The sequence below is a fragment of the Flavobacterium sp. 90 genome, from assembly GCF_004339525.1.
GTDB lineage: Bacteria > Bacteroidota > Bacteroidia > Flavobacteriales > Flavobacteriaceae > Flavobacterium.
Window position 1 is genome coordinate 917437 of record NZ_SMGE01000001.1, and the last position, 19139, is coordinate 936575.

General features: G+C 32.4%; 15 protein-coding genes and 3 tRNA genes. 1 reads left to right on the top strand and 17 read right to left on the bottom strand.

The annotated features are described in order from the left end of the window. Window positions 1-45: 45 nt before the first annotated feature. From tuf to C8C83_RS03635, 9 genes are all read right to left on the bottom strand, one after another. On the bottom strand, window positions 46-1233 hold the full coding sequence (gene tuf, locus C8C83_RS03595) for an elongation factor Tu (RefSeq protein WP_031456758.1): 1188 nt from the start codon (window positions 1231-1233) through the stop codon (window positions 46-48). Window positions 1234-1288: 55 nt separating this feature from the next. Beyond that, window positions 1289-1360 (bottom strand) — tRNA-Thr (locus tag C8C83_RS03600). 98 nt (window positions 1361-1458) lie between these two features. Next, window positions 1459-1539 (bottom strand) — tRNA-Tyr (locus tag C8C83_RS03605). 55 nt (window positions 1540-1594) lie between these two features. Continuing rightward, window positions 1595-1668 (bottom strand) — tRNA-Thr (locus tag C8C83_RS03610). A 91-nt stretch (window positions 1669-1759) separates the two neighbouring features. Next, complete coding sequence (gene raiA / locus C8C83_RS03615) at window positions 1760-2062, bottom strand: ribosome-associated translation inhibitor RaiA (protein ID WP_121329938.1); 303 nt, start codon at window positions 2060-2062, stop codon at window positions 1760-1762. Window positions 2063-2096: 34 nt separating this feature from the next. Continuing rightward, a complete protein-coding gene (locus C8C83_RS03620; protein WP_121326472.1) occupies window positions 2097-2990 on the bottom strand; it encodes a tyrosine-type recombinase/integrase in 894 nt (297 codons plus the stop codon). 109 nt (window positions 2991-3099) lie between these two features. Then, window positions 3100-3294, bottom strand: coding sequence for a 30S ribosomal protein S21 (gene rpsU, locus C8C83_RS03625; protein ID WP_035684969.1), 195 nt, complete (start codon window positions 3292-3294; stop codon window positions 3100-3102). Window positions 3295-3661: 367 nt separating this feature from the next. Continuing rightward, window positions 3662-4804 (bottom strand): acyl-CoA dehydrogenase family protein, encoded by a 1143-nt coding sequence (locus tag C8C83_RS03630; RefSeq protein WP_121326473.1) that lies wholly within the window; start codon window positions 4802-4804, stop codon window positions 3662-3664. Between the two features lie 14 nt (window positions 4805-4818). After that, a complete protein-coding gene (locus C8C83_RS03635; RefSeq protein WP_121326474.1) occupies window positions 4819-5706 on the bottom strand; it encodes a helix-hairpin-helix domain-containing protein in 888 nt (295 codons plus the stop codon). Between the two features lie 272 nt (window positions 5707-5978). On the opposite strand from C8C83_RS03635, the gene C8C83_RS03640 reads away from it, so the two are divergent. After that, window positions 5979-7454, top strand: a complete 1476-nt coding sequence (locus C8C83_RS03640) for an amino acid permease (RefSeq protein ID WP_121329939.1) — start codon at window positions 5979-5981, stop codon at window positions 7452-7454. A 60-nt stretch (window positions 7455-7514) separates the two neighbouring features. On the opposite strand, the gene C8C83_RS03645 is transcribed toward C8C83_RS03640, so the two are convergent. From C8C83_RS03645 to C8C83_RS03680, 8 genes are all read right to left on the bottom strand, one after another. Next, window positions 7515-7742, bottom strand: coding sequence for a PspC family transcriptional regulator (locus C8C83_RS03645; protein WP_099711143.1), 228 nt, complete (start codon window positions 7740-7742; stop codon window positions 7515-7517). Between the two features lie 131 nt (window positions 7743-7873). Further along, window positions 7874-9145 carry a DUF2851 family protein gene (locus C8C83_RS03650; protein ID WP_121326475.1) on the bottom strand — a complete coding sequence of 424 codons (1272 nt, stop codon included), beginning with the start codon at window positions 9143-9145 and terminating at the stop codon, window positions 7874-7876. 76 nt (window positions 9146-9221) lie between these two features. Further along, on the bottom strand, window positions 9222-9704 hold the full coding sequence (locus C8C83_RS03655) for a 3'-5' exonuclease (protein ID WP_121326476.1): 483 nt from the start codon (window positions 9702-9704) through the stop codon (window positions 9222-9224). A 14-nt stretch (window positions 9705-9718) separates the two neighbouring features. Then, window positions 9719-10489 (bottom strand): Fic family protein, encoded by a 771-nt coding sequence (locus C8C83_RS03660; RefSeq protein ID WP_121326477.1) that lies wholly within the window; start codon window positions 10487-10489, stop codon window positions 9719-9721. A gap of 171 nt (window positions 10490-10660) precedes the next feature. Beyond that, complete coding sequence (locus C8C83_RS03665) at window positions 10661-12022, bottom strand: pyridoxal-phosphate dependent enzyme (RefSeq protein WP_099711140.1); 1362 nt, start codon at window positions 12020-12022, stop codon at window positions 10661-10663. 49 nt (window positions 12023-12071) lie between these two features. Beyond that, entirely contained in the window at window positions 12072-14039 is a 1968-nt protein-coding gene (locus C8C83_RS03670; protein ID WP_121326478.1) for a putative porin, read from the bottom strand. Between the two features lie 156 nt (window positions 14040-14195). Then, a complete protein-coding gene (locus C8C83_RS03675; protein WP_132011662.1) occupies window positions 14196-15668 on the bottom strand; it encodes a RagB/SusD family nutrient uptake outer membrane protein in 1473 nt (490 codons plus the stop codon). A gap of 4 nt (window positions 15669-15672) precedes the next feature. Beyond that, window positions 15673-18840 carry a TonB-dependent receptor gene (locus C8C83_RS03680; RefSeq protein ID WP_121326479.1) on the bottom strand — a complete coding sequence of 1056 codons (3168 nt, stop codon included), beginning with the start codon at window positions 18838-18840 and terminating at the stop codon, window positions 15673-15675. Window positions 18841-19139: the final 299 nt, after the last annotated feature.

Consider the following 19139-nt stretch of genomic DNA (forward strand, 5'->3'; position numbering starts at 1 on the left):
TGATATCAGTTAAGATTCAACTGGCTTTTTATAGTTTTTATAGGATTATCCTACGATTTCAGTCACCTGACCTGCTCCTACTGTTCTACCACCTTCACGGATAGCGAAACGTAAACCAACACTCATTGCGATTGGGCTTAATAAAGCAACATTGATAGTCAAGTTATCTCCTGGCATTACCATCTCTACTCCTTCTGGTAAAGTAATAACTCCTGTTACGTCAGTTGTACGTACGTAGAACTGTGGACGGTAGTTATTATGGAATGGAGTATGACGTCCACCTTCTTCTTTTTTCAAGATATAAACCTCAGCTTTGAAAGTAGCGTGTGGTTTTACTGATCCTGGCTTAATGATAACCATTCCTCTTTTGATAGATTCTTTATCAATACCTCTTAACAATAAACCTACGTTATCTCCAGCTTCTCCTCTATCAAGGATTTTACGGAACATCTCAACTCCTGTAATAGTAGAAGTTAATTTATCAGCTCCCATACCAATGATTTCAACTGGATCTCCTGTATTAGCAATACCTGTTTCGATACGACCTGTAGCAACAGTTCCACGACCAGTAATTGTAAATACATCTTCAACCGGCATCAAGAATGGTTTAGCTACGTCACGCACTGGCTCTTCGATCCAAGCATCAACAGCTTCCATTAATTCAATGATTTTTGGTACCCAAGCAGGATCATTATTCAATCCTCCTAAAGCAGAACCTTGAACTACAGGACCATTATCTCCATCATATTCGTAGAAAGATAATAAATCTCTAATTTCCATTTCAACAAGCTCTAACAATTCAGCATCATCAACCATATCCACTTTGTTCATGAAAACAACGATTCTTGGAATACCTACTTGACGACCTAAAAGGATGTGCTCACGAGTTTGTGGCATTGGACCATCTGTAGCAGCAACTACTAAGATAGCTCCGTCCATTTGAGCAGCACCAGTAACCATGTTCTTTACGTAATCCGCGTGACCTGGACAGTCAACGTGAGCGTAGTGACGGTTAGCTGTTTCATACTCTACGTGTGATGTATTAATAGTAATACCTCTTTCTTTCTCCTCTGGAGCGTTATCGATTTGATCAAACGATTTTGCTTGACAGTAACCAGCATCAGACAATACTTTTGTAATTGCTGCAGTTAATGTAGTTTTTCCGTGATCCACGTGTCCAATTGTACCTATGTTTAAGTGCGGTTTGGAACGATTAAAATTCTCCTTTGCCATTTTACTTAATTTTTAATCTTAGTTATATATTAATTTTCAATTTCCTACTTACTTGAGCCAACTACGGGAATTGAACCCGTGACCTCTTCCTTACCAAGGAAGCACTCTACCCCTGAGCTAAGTCGGCAGAGTTCTAATTTTAGATTCTCTGATTTTTAATCAAAATCAAATCTTTTTTTTAGACAAATCTAAATTTTAAAATCATTAATTTGAAATTAAAATTTGTGGGGAGAGCAGGATTCGAACCTGCGAAGTTCACACAGCAGATTTACAGTCTGCCCTCGTTGGCCGCTTGAGTATCTCCCCTTTATTTTATCAATAATTGCATGAACAATTTCAAATCGCATTTGAAACATTTTAGAGCCGGCGGAGGGACTCGAACCCACGACCTGCTGATTACAAATCAGCTGCTCTAGCCAACTGAGCTACGCTGGCAATATCAATAAAAAAGTCCGCTATTTCTAACGGACTGCAAATGTAGCTATTTTATCTTTGTATCAAAACATTTTTTGAAAAAAATTTTCAATTATATGTGTGCTCTTATTTTTTCTTTCCTTTTTACCAGTAAACGTTCTAAAGATTCTGCCGAAAGTTCGACCGCTTCTTCGAATGTCTTGCATTGCTTTTTAACCAAAAAATCATCTCCCGGGACATTAATCTTAATCTCTACTGCCTTATTCTCCTTATCACTTGTTCTTTCAACTTTCAAAAAAACATCGGCCGAAACCACTCGATCGTAATATTTTTCTAATTTATCCAATCTCTCCTGAATAAAATCCACCAATTTTCTGTCAACAGTAAAGTTAACTGCATGAACATCTACCTTCATAATACTAATTTTAGGGTTAAACATTTCAGAACTATTATTTGTTCCGAGGATGCGCATCAGTATACACCTTTTTAAGCTCTGCTAAACTATTATGAGTATAAACTTGCGTTGACGCTAAACTCGAATGTCCTAATAATTCCTTAACTGAATTTAAATCCGCTCCGTTATTTAATAAATGAGTCGCAAAAGTATGCCGAAGCACATGCGGACTTTTTTTTACCTTTTCAGAGACTCTACTAAAGTATGAATTTATTAATCGATACACAAAAGATTCGCTCAATTTTAACCCTTTTCGGGAAATAAAAAAATATTCATCATCTACTATCTTTTCAAGCTGAGATCTTTCTTTCAAATACAAACCAAATTGCTCTATAATAATCGGTAAAATCGGAATAACACGCTCTTTATTTCTCTTCCCTAAAACCTTAACCACATTTGAAGATAAATCAACATTATTCTTCATCAAATATATTAACTCCGCCCTTCGCATTCCGGTAGTATAAAACAAATCAATTATAAGCTTATCTCTCACTTCTTCAAAACCTGAAGGATTATCAATTTCCTGCATTAAATCCGTTAGCTCTTTTTCAGAAAAAGGAATCTGAATAATTTTAGGCGTTTTCAAAGCTTTATGCTTCAACATAGGACTAACCTCTATTTGCTTTGTTTTTAAAAGAAATTTATAAAAAGCCTTAAGAGAAGCCATTTTTCGATTTACAGAAACATTTGAAATATCCGCATCCACCAAAGAAACAATCCAACTTCTTATCTGACTATAATTCACCTGCTCAATATTCTCTTGCTCAAAATGAGCTTGATTGAATATTTCAAAAAACAGAATATCATTCAAATAGGCATTTACCGTATGTGCCGAATATTTTTTCTCCAACTCAAGATAATCACGAAATGCTTCTTTATTTGATTTCATAAAAACTACTTATTACACTTTATATAGTTACCTCAAAATTAAGCATAAAAAAAACCGTTAGTACCAAAATCTTGATACTAACGGTAATTATTTTTACAAAAGCCTGATATTAACTTTCTAAACTATCTCTCAAGTTTTGAATGTAAGCAGCTTTTTGAATTTGAGCTCTTTTGATTACAGAAGGCTTAATAAAAGCAGTACGTGCTCTTAATTGACGAACAGTTCCTGTTTTATCAAATTTTCTTTTATAGCGCTTTAATGCTCTATCGATATTTTCTCCGTCTTTAATTGGTATAATTAACATAATATTGACACCTCCTCTCGTTAAGGCTGCAAAAGTATATATTTATTATGAATTATGAGTTATGAATTATGAATTATTTTTCATGAATAGAAAAAAGAACATAGAAAATAGACTTTAGAGCGCATTTTTACTACAAAAGTTATACATAATATTCATCTTTTGTAGTGATTTTTTACTCTAAAAGAACTTATTCATTCTAAAATTTCTATCTTAACTAGTATGCGTGAGGGATTACAACGGAAATCCTTTTTTGTTTTTTCTTTAAAAACAAAAAAGATTAGAGTGAAAAGCCCGACCATAAGAACAAAAGCCACTTAACGTTTGCTAAATGGCTTTTGTTTTTTATGGGCACGCCCAACTTATTATTTTACTCTTTTAAAAGGTTTCTTGCAATAACTACTTTTTGAATTTCTGTAGTTCCTTCTCCAATTGTACATAATTTAGAATCCCTGTAGAATTTCTCTACCGGAAAATCTTTTGTATAACCATATCCACCATGAATCTGTACGGCATCGTTGGCAATCTTAACACAAGCTTCTGAAGCATACATTTTTGCCATCGCGCCAAGCGTTGTAACAGGTTTGTGTTGTTGCTTTAAGAAAGCAGCTTTATGCAACAATAATTCCGAAGCTTCGATCTCAGTTGCCATATCCGCCAACTTAAATGAGATTCCTTGAAAATTACTAATAGGCTGACCAAACTGATGTCTTTCTTTAGAATACTTTAATGCAGCTTCATAAGCTCCTTTTGAGATTCCTAATGATAAAGCTCCAATTGAGATTCTACCCCCATCTAATATTTTCATCGCCTGAACAAAACCTTGTCCAACTTCTCCTAATCTATTTGCATCGGGAACACGGCAACCATCAAAAACCAATTCGGCAGTTTCGCTGGCACGCATTCCTAATTTATTTTCTTTTTTTCCTGATGTAAATCCTTTCATTCCTTTTTCAAAAACAAAAGCTGTCATTCCTTTTGAATCACCTTTTTCACCTGTACGAACAATTACTACTGCAACATCTCCGGAAATAGCGTGTGTAATAAAGTTTTTAGCTCCGTTTACAATCCAGTGATCACCATCTCTAACTGCTGTTGTATTCATTCCGCCAGCATCAGAACCTGTATTATGCTCTGTTAATCCCCAAGCTCCAATATACTCAGCTGTTGCTAATTTTGGCAACCATTTTTTCTTTTGTTCTTCATTTCCAAAAGTCAAAATATGGTTTGTACATAATGAATTATGCGCCGCAACAGACAAACCTATTGACGGATCTACTTTTGAAATCTCTTCGACAACTGTAATATATTCGTGATAACCTAAACCTGAACCTCCATATTCTTCAGGAACCAAAACACCCATAAATCCCATTTCCCCTAATTTTTTAAATAAAGGAATTGGAAAAATTTGAGCTTCGTCCCATTCCATTATATATGGTCTAATGTTTTTATCGGCAAACTCTTTTATAGACTGAGCAATCATCGATTGCGTTTCATTGTAATCAAAATTCATTGTGTGCTGTTTTTTTAGAACTCCAAATATAAACTAATTATTTTTGCTTTATCAACAGGAAAATCTTTAATTTTTGATAAATCCTCAATATTATTAAAATTTCCGTTCATACTTCGAGTTGTCACTATCTGTTTTGCTAATGCATATCTGAAATAAGGAAACTGCGATAATTCTTTTAAAGAAGCATCATTTACAGCGATTTTTTTCAAATTTGAAGGTATGACAACTTTAAAATGTGAATTTAATTCTACTACCACTTCTGCTGACAGTCCCCAAATATCTTTCATTTGATCCATAGAAACAAAACATCCCAAAATTTCTTTTTGCTTTAATATTCTTAAAGATAAAGCTTCGCCTATTCCGTATACTTTGATTAAATCTTCCTGAGTTGCGACATTTATATCTAAAACCTCTGTTTTTTCCTTTTTCGAATAAGATTTCTGAACATACTCTTTCTTTTCTGTCTTGAAGGTAGATTTATTCTGAGTCCAATCCGGAAATTTAAACAATGGAGAAATCACCTTTAATAAAGAATCAGAAACTTTTGTGACTTGCTGAAACTCCTCGACAGAATTAACATATTTATTTTCTTTTCGAAAAGCCAGCAAACGATCAATTTCTTCAATCGACATTCCGAGTTTATAGCCTCTATAATCTGAGATAAAATTGGGATTAAAAGTATATACTTTTGGCTTCTCATTATATTTTATCGACTTTAAAGAATCTATATCTGTTTGTAAAGAAATCCATTCTTGTTTTTCAGGAAAAGATTTCTCAGGGATACTAAAGTTTGCTAAAAAATAAACTGCTTGTAATACTATTATAATTATAAAAAGCAAAAGAATCCCTGTTCGCTGTTGACTTGTAAACTTAAAATGCCTTAACAATGCTTTAAAATTCATTATCTAAAAAATTTCCTATTTCAAATTGAAATAGTATTTACGCGAAAATAAATCATTTTAATAAGAAAAATAGTAATTTTTTGATTAATTTGCAAATTGATTAATCTGCTGTAAAACACTAATAATTTTAATGAATATAAGAATTTAAACAGGATTTCTTGTGGGTATTATCACATAATTAAATATTTTATAACTTAAAACATGATTATTGTTTTTATTTTTTACAAAAAACAATACATTTGGAGCTTAATAACAATAAACCAATATTATATATGTCAATTTGGAGAGTTAAACCAATATCTGCCTTTGAGGCCGATATGAAAAAAAGTGATTTAAAAAGAGTTCTAGGAAAGTGGAGCCTTACTGCGATTGGAGTTGGTGCCATTATTGGTGGAGGAATTTTTGTTCTTACAGGTACCGGTGCATATTATCACGCTGGTCCGGCATTAGCCCTTTCTTTCATTATTGCGGGTATTGCCTGCGTTTTTGCTGCTCTTTGTTATTCTGAGTTTGCGTCAATTCTACCCGTTGAAGGTTCAGCTTATGCTTATGCTTACGGTACAATTGGAGAAATTTTTGCCTGGATTATCGGTTGGGGTCTTATCCTCGAGTACGCAATGGGATCAATGACCGTCGCGGTTTCCTGGTCAGGATACTTTAATAAATTACTTAAAATGTTTCATATTAAACTTCCTGAATGGCTCACAACAGACCCAGCCAGTTATACTGGAGAGGGTTTTTCTATGAATCTTCCTGCTTTTTTAATCGTTATTTTAGTTATTTCGTTGCTAATTAAAGGTACAAAAAGCGCTGCGAAAGCAAACAATATGATTGTAATTCTTAAAGTTTCTGCTGTAATCTTCGTTATCATTGCAGGACTTTTCTTCATCAATACTGCTAACTGGCATCCATTTATTCCAGATGCTACTCAAATTATCGAAAAAGAAACTACTCATAATGCTTATGGAATTGGTGGTGTCGTATCTGGAGCTGCAGCAATTTTCTTTGCTTATGTAGGTTTTGATGCTGTTTCTACACAAGCTGGAGAAGCTATTAATCCTAAAAAAGATGTTCCGTTTGCAATTATTGCTTCTTTATTAATTTGTACTACTTTATATATTCTTGTTTCATTAGTATTAACAGGAATGATGAATTACCAAGATTTCAATCCACTAGGAAAATATCCTGAGGCGATTAAAGCGCCAGTTGCTTATGCATTTGATATTGCAGGACAACCTTGGGCAGGATTCATTATTACCGTTGCTGCAACTATTGGTTTGATTTCAGTATTAATGGTAATGATCATGGGACAATCAAGAATCTTCCTTGGTATGTCTAAAGATGGTTTAATTCCTTCTGTATTTTCTAAAGTAAATCCAATTTCAGGAACTCCAAAAACTAACTTAATGATTTTAGGTGGTATTATTGCTATAGTTGCTGCTTTTACTCCAATTAACAGATTAGCAGATATGACAAGTTTTGGTACTTTGTTTGCCTTTACAATGGTTTGTATTGCTGTTTGGATTTTAAGAGTAAAACAACCTCAATTAACCAGAACTTTTAAAGTTCCTGCTTTGCCAGTAATTGCGATTTGCGGTATTGCAATCAACACTTATCTAATGATCAATTTAAGTTTAGACGCGCAACTACTTTCACTTGGATGGTTAGCTATCGGTATTCTTGTTTATTTTGGATATAGTAAAAAGAGAGCAAAACTTAATCAAACAAATGCTGACACTGCTGAATAAGCAAAGCCAGTATTACTTCATAAAAAAACTCCATTAGCTTTACTAATGGAGTTTTTTTATCTATAAATCAAAAACTGATGTTCTTTTTGCACGAACTAAATCTTTTAGCCGAATCCAAAATGCTAATGTCAAATAGACTCCGAAACCTAAACCGGCTGTTACAAACGAAATATAAATAAAGAATAATCTAACGCTTGTTACACGCATTCCAAGCTTGTCTGCCAATCTGGAAGAAACATGAAATCCATATTTCTCGAAAAAAAATTTTAGTCTTAAAATAGCTGACATAGTGTTGATTTTAGATTTATCCTTCGACTTCGCTCAGGATGACATTCCGATTTTACTCAGGATGATATTATTTTTTTTGTTTAGAATAGCAAAAGTACAAAATTATCTAATTATCTAATTCCCTCAATTAGCTAATTGTTTTTCAACAACTCCATTCCTATTGCACATTTTAAGCAAGCTTTTTTGTTACAATATTCATTCTTAAGTTCCAGTAATGTCTGTGTTTCAAAAGCATTTTTAGAAACGATTCCAAAAGAATTAAACTTACTTATAATTGCATTATTCTCTGGCGCAACTTCATTCATAAACTCAATTAAATCTTCGGAGATTGTCTCACCCATTGTTGTAAAATAAGCAAACTGAAGCGGAATTATAGTATTTATAATTACTAAATCTAAGAATGCTTTCGATAGATGTTTTGCTTTCTTTGGACTTTCCTTATCAAACTGATAGTGGTTATGCCAATACAAACTTGCAGAAACACCAAGCAAATAATAAACATCTTTAACCGATTTTAAATGTATAAGTTTAGAAAATAAATTTTGATGTTTGGAGTACAAATTTGCCAATTGCGATAGTCGGATCGTAGGAAAATTATCCGGACGATGTTTAAAAAACTGAACAAAATCGATATGGCGCTTTTCAAACTGATATTTATGCAAAAGGTAAAAATATCTAAGTTTTAAATCTGTAAAATAAACATCTTCGCCATCTTTATCTAATAAACCCGCGGTTCCTAAAAACAATGCCTCGAGATTTTCTACTTCAAAACTTTCTTTTCGAATAACCGAAAACGGAATGGCGCGTGCGATTTGTAAAAAAGAATTTCCATTGGTATTTAATCCAAAATTCTTTGCTAATAAACAAAATAAAACAGCTTCCCAATCCTGATTTGTTTCTTCCAGTAAATCGTAGATGAATTTTGACTTACGTTCTAACCGTTCAAAAAACAATCTTTCTTTCCAGTTTTTAAATACAAAATCATCTATTCCCGAAATTTCCCTTTCGCAGAATATCCAGGATTTTGGAGCAAGAAGTGATTTATAAGATGATATTATATCATATGAAACATAATCTTTTAAAACTAAAACCGGAATTTCAATGTTGTTTTCTCTGAATATTTCTGCGTCATGTTCCCAAACAACGTGCAAAACTACATTTTCATAGGCAATATCCTTTTCGTGATGATGTATATACCAATCAGAAGACTTAATATGAATCTCGATATTACCAGCCCATTTTTGATCACCAATCACAATCTGGGCATTAAAGAAATCAGGTCCGGAAAGTTCTAAGTAATCTCCAGTTTTAATAATAGTAACGGATTCATTTTGTGTAGTTCTTAAATTCAAGGTTTCAAACTTCTTGAATTTCCAGAGATAATGAAGAAAATCTTCTTTCATTTTTTGGCTTTTATGATGATTTATAAAAGCTTAAATTTAATAAAAAAAATAATATTAATCTTACAAAATAAAGTCTTTATCTCAACATATACAACTTAGCACATGCTCTGGCATCAGATAATGCTTCGTGATGGCTTAACTGAATCTTCATTTCTCTACAACAATCACTTAATTTAGTCGGTTTTAAACCTTTTGCTTTATAGATCTTAACCGTGCATTCCCATTTCTCAGCTATATTTAAATCTTGGTAATTCAAACCATATAATGCCATTGATTTAGCCAGAACATTACGATCAAAACTTTCGTTATGTGCTACTACCACTCTATTTTTTAATCTTTTTTCTATTTCGGGATAAACCTGTAAAAATGTTTTAGCATTCACAGTGTCTTTTGGATAAATACCATGAACCCGAATCGTATAAGGATTGTATTCGTTATTAGGCGGTTTAATCAAAGTAACAAACTCGTCTACAATTATTCCGTTTTCAACGGTCACAATACCAACAGAACATGGATGATGTCCTGTAGCTGTTTCAAAATCTATCGCGGTAAAGTTCATTTTTATTTTTAATTTTATAGAAACAAAGATTGTGGCAGCATTTCAAGAAAAGGTAATGCCTTTGAATAATCTAAGCCTTCATATTCTAAACCCAAGTTTCTTAAATTAGAATAATACAACTTGTGCTTTTGATAATAATTCCTCTCACTCTGAACAAACCATGCTTTTTCTCCAAGCTTTTCAGCCAAAAACCATTTCTCTAATAATCTCGCTGAGCGACCATTCCCGTCATTCCATGGATGTATTTTTACAAAGATTAAGTGAATCATACTTGCAAAATAAAAAACTTCAGAAAAACTTAATTCTTTACTCATTAAATACTCCAGATCTTCATAAAACTTCTTCATTTCTTCGTTCACCAAATTTGGAACCGTAGCCACATATTCAATTTTACCATCGTCAGTTGTGATAAACATATTCTGAATCCGATGTTTTCCCTGATAAGCTATTGTTACGATATTTTTTGCCAGTAATTTATGAACCTCAGAAATATTTTCTTCATTCAATGGATTTTCTTGAGCAAAAGAATATGCATTGTATAAATCATCTATTTTCTTTGTATAATCAGGCAAAAATTCTATACCAAAACGTTTATGTTTTACATAGGAATTTAATTCAATTTCCTCGCCCTCTATCTTACTTGAAAAAACTGAAGCTACTGATGTATAAAAACTAAAAGAATCATTAGAAATTTCTGCATCACAAAGCTCTTCAAACTTCATTTCTAATGTTGCTGGAAAGTTTTTTATATAATCGTTTAAAAGTGTTTCTGGAATTATTTTCATTAAGAAATTAGTTATAGCACAAATATAAAGTTTAAATCAGTAATGTGAATTTATTACATTAAATAACTCAATTATCACATCAAATTATAGGTTTTTTTTTAGAATTCATTCTATTAAAAAATCCTGCAAGTAAAAAAACTTGCAGGATTTCAAACTATTATAAACTACTTTTTATTTTATTGATCCAATGATATCATACTTTGTAATAATATGATGATTTCCATTTTCAAGATCTACTAAAACAGCATCATTTTCTTTGGTAAATAATTTAGAAACTTCTTCTATTGGAGTTCCCAATTTTACAATAGGAAATGGTTTTCCCATTACTTCTTTAATTGGTTTTTCGGCTACGTTTTTATCTGCAACATAACTTCTGAACAAATCTGTTTCGTCAACAGAACCAACAAATCCGTTGATATCTACAACCGGAATTTGAGAAATTTTATACTTACGCATACGCTCAATGGCATGCGAAACTAACTCTTCTGTACGAACAACAATCAATTGTTTATCGATATGATCTTTAATTACATCTTCGGCTTTTGTTACGTTTTCTTCTAAGAAGCCACGCTCACGCATCCAATCGTCATTAAACATTTTACCAACATAACGACTTCCTGAATCGTGGAAAAGAACCACAACAACATCATCAGGCTTAAAATGTTCCTTTAATTGTAACAGACCTTTGATACAAGCTCCGGCAGAATTTCCAACAAAAATAGCTTCTTCAAGAGCAATTTTTCTGGTGTAAACTGCAGCATCTTTATCAGTTACTTTTGTAAAACCGTCAATTAATGAAAAGTCAACATTTTTAGGTAAAATGTCTTCTCCAATTCCTTCCGTTATATAAGAATAAATCTCGTTTTCATCAAAAATTCCAGTTTCGTGGTATTTTTTAAAAACAGATCCATAAGTATCAATTCCCCATATTTTAATATTTGGATTTTTCTCTTTCAAATATCTTCCAACTCCTGAAATCGTTCCTCCGGTTCCTACTCCAACTACAAAGTGAGTAATTTTCCCATCTGTTTGTTTCCAGATTTCAGGTCCTGTTTGCTCATAATGCGCCAACGAATTAGACATATTATCATATTGATTTACATACCATGAATTAGGCGTTTCTGAAGCTAAACGTTTAGAAACCGAATAATAAGAACGTGGATCTGTTGGCTCAACATCAGTAGGACAAACCACTACTTTTGCACCAACTGCACGCAAAATATCCATTTTTTCTTTAGACTGCTTATCTGAAATTACACAGATTAGCTTGTATCCTTTTATGATTGCCACAAGAGCTAATCCCATTCCTGTATTACCAGAAGTTCCCTCAATAATAGTTCCTCCGGGTTTTAATCTGCCATCTGCCTCTGCGTCTTCAATCATTTTTACGGCCATTCTGTCTTTTACAGAATTTCCCGGATTAAAAGTTTCGACTTTTGCCAATACCAAGGCATCAATTTCAGCAACAATCTTGTTGAGTTTAACCAATGGCGTATTACCAATTGTTTCTAAAATGTTTTTTGAAAAGTCCATTTCTATCTTAATTTAATATTTGGTTTTTAATCTAATCAGAGCCTTTATTTTATTGGAAGAAATTCCAAACTAAACCAAATCGGATCACAAAATCACGATATGGGTTATTAGGTGCTGAGTAATAATCGCTTTTAGAAAAAATAGCATTTATATGTTCTGCTTTTAAATAAAAACGAGTCTGACGAATTCTTGCATTTACAAATAAATCGAATAATGGATATCCTCCAATTTTTTTGTTTTCCTGAACAAAAAATTCTCCAACCACAGGATTATAATCGTTACCATAATATTTGGTAAAATAATTAAATACAACTCCGGTTTGCATATATAACGCTTTCTTAAAGAAATATCCTGAATAATAAAATGTATTTCTGGTTACAAAATCAGGTACATTTAAAATCAAATTAGACTGATCTACTTTTTGATATAAAAGTGTATTATCAAAACCAAAAGGTCCAAATTTGAACTCTCTACTAGCTTTTATAGTCAAATAATTAATGGCATTTTCGTATTGAGCAGGTTTTATAATTTGTGTTTGAGCTGCGATTTCCGCTGGTGATGAATCATCTTTGAAATACAAATGATCATTTAAAACAGAATATTCAACTTCAGCATTTAACCACGGTGTAAAAACATTTGCACTAAGCGTATTGATTTTTTCGTTTTTAAAGCTATTCGACCAATTGTACTTTACGTAACTACTTTGATATAAATTGTAATTGTTGTTTGGTAATTTATTGACGTTTCTATATCTAAAATCAAATTGTATTTTTTCATTTAAATTGTACCTCAACTTAGCATCTAAATCAGAAAGTGATACATTTGTGATTGATCTTGAATATAAAAAGCGACCATTCCATTTGTTTTTCTGATATTCATACTGTCCTCCAAAATTATTAATCTGCTGAAACAAATTATCAGGAATAGTTCTTCCATCAGTAAAAACTATTATTCTGTCATACTTATAATTTGATCTGTAATCGTCTATAAAAAAATTGAATTTCCCTAATAGAGAATTTTCATAAGTAGCTCCCACTTTATTATACAGCTTCTCAAAACGAGTCTGATCGTTAATATTACTAGTTGTATAAGACTCTCCAAAACGCTCAACCGGTGCATTATCTACCGTAGAAATTACTGTTGGCTGATTGTATTCGAAGAATTTATATTCGTAATTAAATTGATGTGTTATATATAAATTATTGCTTCCGTCTTTTGGATTTATTCTAAAAGCATGATCAAAAAACAAGCGTCTTCCTTTTAAAAATGACTTCGCATCTGTTAGGTAAACTTGTAAACGCTGGCGGTTTTTATAATCTTTATTATCACTTTCAAAATCTGTTGGTGTTGTTATTCCGCCATTTTCTTCATTAGAAATATCCTGTGAAGTAAAGTGAGCGTTCAAAGCATATCTTCTATCTGTTGTTGCATAACTCGTTGTAAACCTAAAGTTTCCGGCACTTACCAATTGGTTTATATAATCTCCCTCTGAACGTAAACCTCTGTAAGCAATAGAAAAGTTAAGATTTTTGGATGTATTTAATGTAATAAAAGAGTCAACGTTTTGCCCTTTATTTATTGTTGTATTAAAAAATAATTCAGTTAACGGAGTTGCAGCTGAGTAATATTTAATATCACTCACTTCCATATAATTAAAATGTTTGCCTTTAAAACCAATTTCAGGATATGGAGAAAAACTAGTTAAATTATATTGTAATGTATTATAAGTTTGTCCAATATTTGAAAAAGGCAATAATCCAAAATTATCTTTTCGAAGATAATTTTGTCTATAGGCACTTTTTAATGTTAATGATGTGTCTACGTAAGTCGTATCATGTTCCAGTGTGATAATTTTGTATTGATCAATAGTTGCAACTAATGATTTTTTCTTCTTTACAGTATCTGTTATACTTGAATATTTTGTGTTCATGTCTAAACCATTTTTAGGAACGGTTTTTTCTTGAGAAAACAATAATGTTGGTACAACTAATAGATATAGAAAAATGAATATTCTCATTTGATGGCTTTATATGTAATTATTTCGACAAAATTTATCAAGCAAAGGTAAAAGATAAAAACGTATAAAAAAATACTTTTAGTATTGTGAAAATTTCAAATTAGAATATAAAAAAACTGCCCAATATTTTGGGCAGTTTATAACATAAATGAAAAATTATAGTTCGTTTTGTTTCACTAGCGGATTTGCATCGATTTCTACTTTAGGAATCAACCATTGCCATCTTTTATCTCCCGAGGGAACAATCATAACTCCATTAGTAATTCCTGAATCATGATTTGCACCTGTTCTGTCTAAAGCAGAATTTGTTCTTTTTAAGTCAAAAAATCTAAATCCTTCTCCCCATAATTCTATCCTTCTTTGCAATAAAATTTCATCAACTAAAGCTTGTCCTGTGTTAGTAGATAAAACATATTCCGGATTTCTTGCTTTCTCAAAATCATAAAGAATTGTTGCAGCATCAGCTTGTCCTAATCTTGCCTTTGCTTCGGCTTCTATCAAATACATTTCGGCTGCACGCATATAAGGCACATCACATCTACTGTCTCCAGTACCAATCGCAAGAAATTTTTGACTTGTATACGGAAATTTAACGAAAACACTCGTAAGCTCAAGATTTGGATGACTTCCATCTTTACTAAAAATAGTAGAGCGTACATCTGTGGGCGGAATCAAATTATACAATTTACTGTTAATTGCTTTAGGACAAGAACGTATTACAGTTGAGCTAAAGTTTCTGGACATATAAGCTCCAAAATTCCCAAAATATTGCGTTTGCACTTCGTTAATATGACTTCCCCACATCCATTCTTTATTATTATAATTATTAAATCCGGCTCCGTAATCTGCAACAGACATTAAGCTCATTCCTGATCTTGCTTTATTCGCATAATCAGCCGCAATAGCCCAATTTCCCTGAGTTAAAGCTACACGTCCTTTTAATCCTTGCGCTACTTTTAGATTTAAATGAGAATTATTTGGTTTTGAATATCCTGCTAGCAAAATATTAGCTTCGTCTAAATCTTTATTAATCTGAGCATATACTTCTTCAACGGTGGAACGTGGAAAATTACCGTTTCCAACTGTTAAAATAATCGGAATCCCTAATTGAGAATTAGCTTCTCCATTAACGTATCTTTTACCATACAATTGCACTAATTGAAAATGACAAAACGCACGGTACAATAATGCTTGCCCTTTTACAATATTTTTATCCTTCACAGATCCAATAGCAGTATCTGTTGCATTAATAATAGTATTGGCATTTCTTATTATTCTATAATATGTTCTATACGGAAAACGAATATCTGCCGAATTTTCATTACTTAATGCACTCCAATTATACACCTGTAAAAACCACCCATTTGTAATTGGAAAAACCACATCATCACCAGCAATATCTGTTTGCTGCATTAAACCTCCAAGACCAGCCTGACTTTGATCTTCATAAGTAATGTATAGAGATCTGTGAATACCGTTTAAGGTAATCATAAGATTTTCAGTCGTTTTAGTTGCTCCATCGTAATCTACAAACTCAGTAGGTTTTTTTTCTGAAAAATCCTCTGAACAAGCTCCCAGAACTACAATTGTAACTATAAGCAAAACTTGTTTTATATAATTTGATTTCATATTGTTAAAAATTTAAATTAAAACCTAACGTAATTACTCTGGATGGAATATATCTGTTTTGAGTCGTTCCGTTAAAAGTTTGAGTTGGATCCATTCCCTGACGCTTAGTGAACAGCAATAAATTTTCGCCATTCATATATAGCGTTGCATTATCAATTGCTAATTTGGAAATTAAATCGGAAGGCAATTTATAAGACAGGTTAATTTGTCTGAGTGATAAATAATCTGATTTCATTAACCATCTGTCTGAGGCAGAAGAAGACTGAGTATTTCTAGTCACATCTAAACGAGGAACATCTGTTATATCTCCAGGTTTTTGCCATCTGTCAAGAATGTCTGTACTTAAAGCAGATCCATAATTATTACCTGTATGCATTAAAGAAGCATAATTTGAGTCATATGTTTTACCACCTATCTGGTAAGAGAACATAACATCTAACTGAAGCCCTTTGTATTTAAATGTAGTGCCAAAAGTTCCAAATAAATCTGGTATTGCAGAGCCAGCATAATGATATAATGCTTTATTTTGATCTGTTGTCACATTCACACCATTTACAACCCTTTGCGTAATATCACCAGCAACAATTAAATTTGGATCGGAGACATAAAGTGCATATCCATCTCTGGAATCTACACCATACCAATCTCTTAACCAATATTCATAAATGGAATGACCTACTGTTAATTTTTTAGTGCCATCTATAATTTCTTTCTGTGGCAACTTGGTAATTTTGTTGTCGATTGTTGATGTATTCACATTTAAACTCCATGAAAAATCATTGGTTTTAAGAATTACACCGTCCAATGAAATCTCAAAACCTTTATTTACCATCGATCCAATATTTTCAACTCTGTAATCTAAACCCGAGGATAACGAATTGGGAACATCAAAAATAAGCCCATCAGTATTTCTATTATAATATTCAATACTTCCCTTAAGCCTGTTCTTAAACAAACCAAACTCTACCGCAATATCCTTTTGAGTATTGACCTCCCATTTCAAATCGGGTGCTGCTGCCCCATATATAATCACTCCACCTTCACTGGCGTTATCATAACCTAATTTATAAGTAGATTGACCTATATAATAATTTAAACCATTCGTTATCGTACCATCCTCGTCTCTATCTGAAGCTATATGCGAATCATTACCAACTTGCCCCATTGATGCTCTAAGTTTCAAATCATTTACCCATGAAACATCACTAAGAAAGTTTTCTTTAGAAACGACCCAAGCCCCACTAAAAGACCAAAAATTACCCCACTGGTTATCTTTCGCAAATTTTGAAGACGAATCTCTGCGTAACGATGCCGAAAAAATATATTTATCCATATAATCATATCCAACTCTTGAGAAATAAGACTCAGTTGAATAATTTCTAGTAATAGATTCTAAAGTAGTAACTGTAGCGTAATTGATGAATTCTATATTATCCGGCGCAACCTGACCAGTCTTTACGCCTGTAGTCCAATTTCTTTCGTAATCAAAACTTTCATGACCTAACAATGCAGTAACAGAATGATTTCCTATTTTTTTCAAATAATTCAATAATTGATTATAAGTGACGCCTGTAAAAATCCTATCCTCTTTAGCCATCAATCCCGTAGGAGATCCATCACCAATAAGAGTATTGTATGAATAAGTTCTGTTAGAATAAGTTTTATCAATAGAAGCATTAGTTGTGAATTTGAAATCTTTTAGAAAACTAATTTCAAAAAAAGTTCTTCCCGAAAGCGCTAATCCCTTTTTAACATCTGTATTATTTAATGTTTCATATACTATATTACGACCACTAGACGCTCCTGAACCTCGGAGAGTTGAATAAACTTTTTCGCCATTATCATCAAGTACATAATCACCGTTTTCTGTATGATCAAAAACAGGATAAATTGGCCCCATATATCTTGTTGTTCTAAACGGATTGTTGAAAGAATTTGTGTTAGCAACTCCATCAGTGCCTAATTTAGAATTTGTTAAAGTCCCAGACATGTTTATTCCGGTTCTAAACCAGTTGTTTAAACTCGTATTTAAATTCAAGCGACCAGTTGTTCTTTCGAAACCAGTATTTCGTATATATCCCTCTTCATTAAGATGCCCTAAAGAGGCAAAATAATTTGATTTCTCTGATTTACCCTGATAGGAGAAATCAACATTTTGACGAACACCTGCTTGCTCTAATTGCTTTTCCCAATCTAAATCGTCAGGATATAACAATTGTGCATTTGGATTTAATTTCCCATCAGTTCCAACAATACTATTATTTGGAACATTAAACGGATTCGTCACTAATACTACTGGAACTCTAGTTGATGCATATGCATTTGCTGCGTCAATTTGAGTCTGATTGGCTATAGGTCGGCTATTTCTTATAGCTTCCCATTCTAAAGGATAGTATTGATATGCATCGACTCTTTTATAATCCTTTATTGACCTTGAAGTCATTCCCGTGCTTACATTCAATGAAAATTTATCTTTATTAGATTTTCCTGCTTTTGTCGTGATAATAATTACTCCATTTGCAGCTTTTGAACCATAAAGTGATGTTGAAGAAGCGTCTTTTAAAACCGTCAAACTCTCAATATCATTTGAATTTATATTGCTAATATCTCCGGCAAACGGAACTCCATCCACAACATATAATGGCGTGTTTGAACCATTAACTGAGCTAAATCCACGTATTCTTATTTCTGGTGCTGATCCTGGCTGACCAGCAGAACTTTGAACTTGAACTCCTGAAGTACTTCCTTCTAAAACAGAAAGAGCATTTGTTAAAGGTCTGTTTTCAAGTTGCTCAGATTTAATTTGAGTAGCAGAACCTGTGTATGAAGATTTTTTAGCTTTACCATAAGCCACTACAACAACTTCATCCAATTCCTTTCCATCCTCTTTCAACTTAGCATTAATGCTTGATGAACTACCAACTGTAGCTAAAGCATTCTGCATTCCCATATAAGAGAATACTAAGACATCCCCCGTTTTTGCCTTCACAACATATTTACCATCGAAATCTGTTTGGGTACTATTTTTTGTGCCTTTTACAGTTACGTTCGCACCTGGAATTGGTCCACTATTATCTGAAACAACTCCAGAAATCATTCTTTCCTGTGCAAAAGAAAATTGCATCATAATCAAGGCTAAGAATGTTAAAAAACATGTAGATTTCAATCTCATCTTAAGTTATTTTTTGGTTAATTAGTTAACAAAAATGAAATTATTTTCTTACAATTACAACTATACACGTGTTAAATATTATAATTTTTCTTACTTTTTAAATAAAAAATAGACAGAAGTCTACAAAAACAAATCATAAAACGCAGTAAATCCGTTATTTAAAGAATTCACTTACATTTTAAAAAAAAGTGCTGTTTATTCTAAAAAGAGCAGAAATGCATCCAATTATTATTATTTGATTGGCTTCTATTTCTATTTTTTAGAAAAAAAATCTAATATTTGCTTTTTAAAATTTGAAA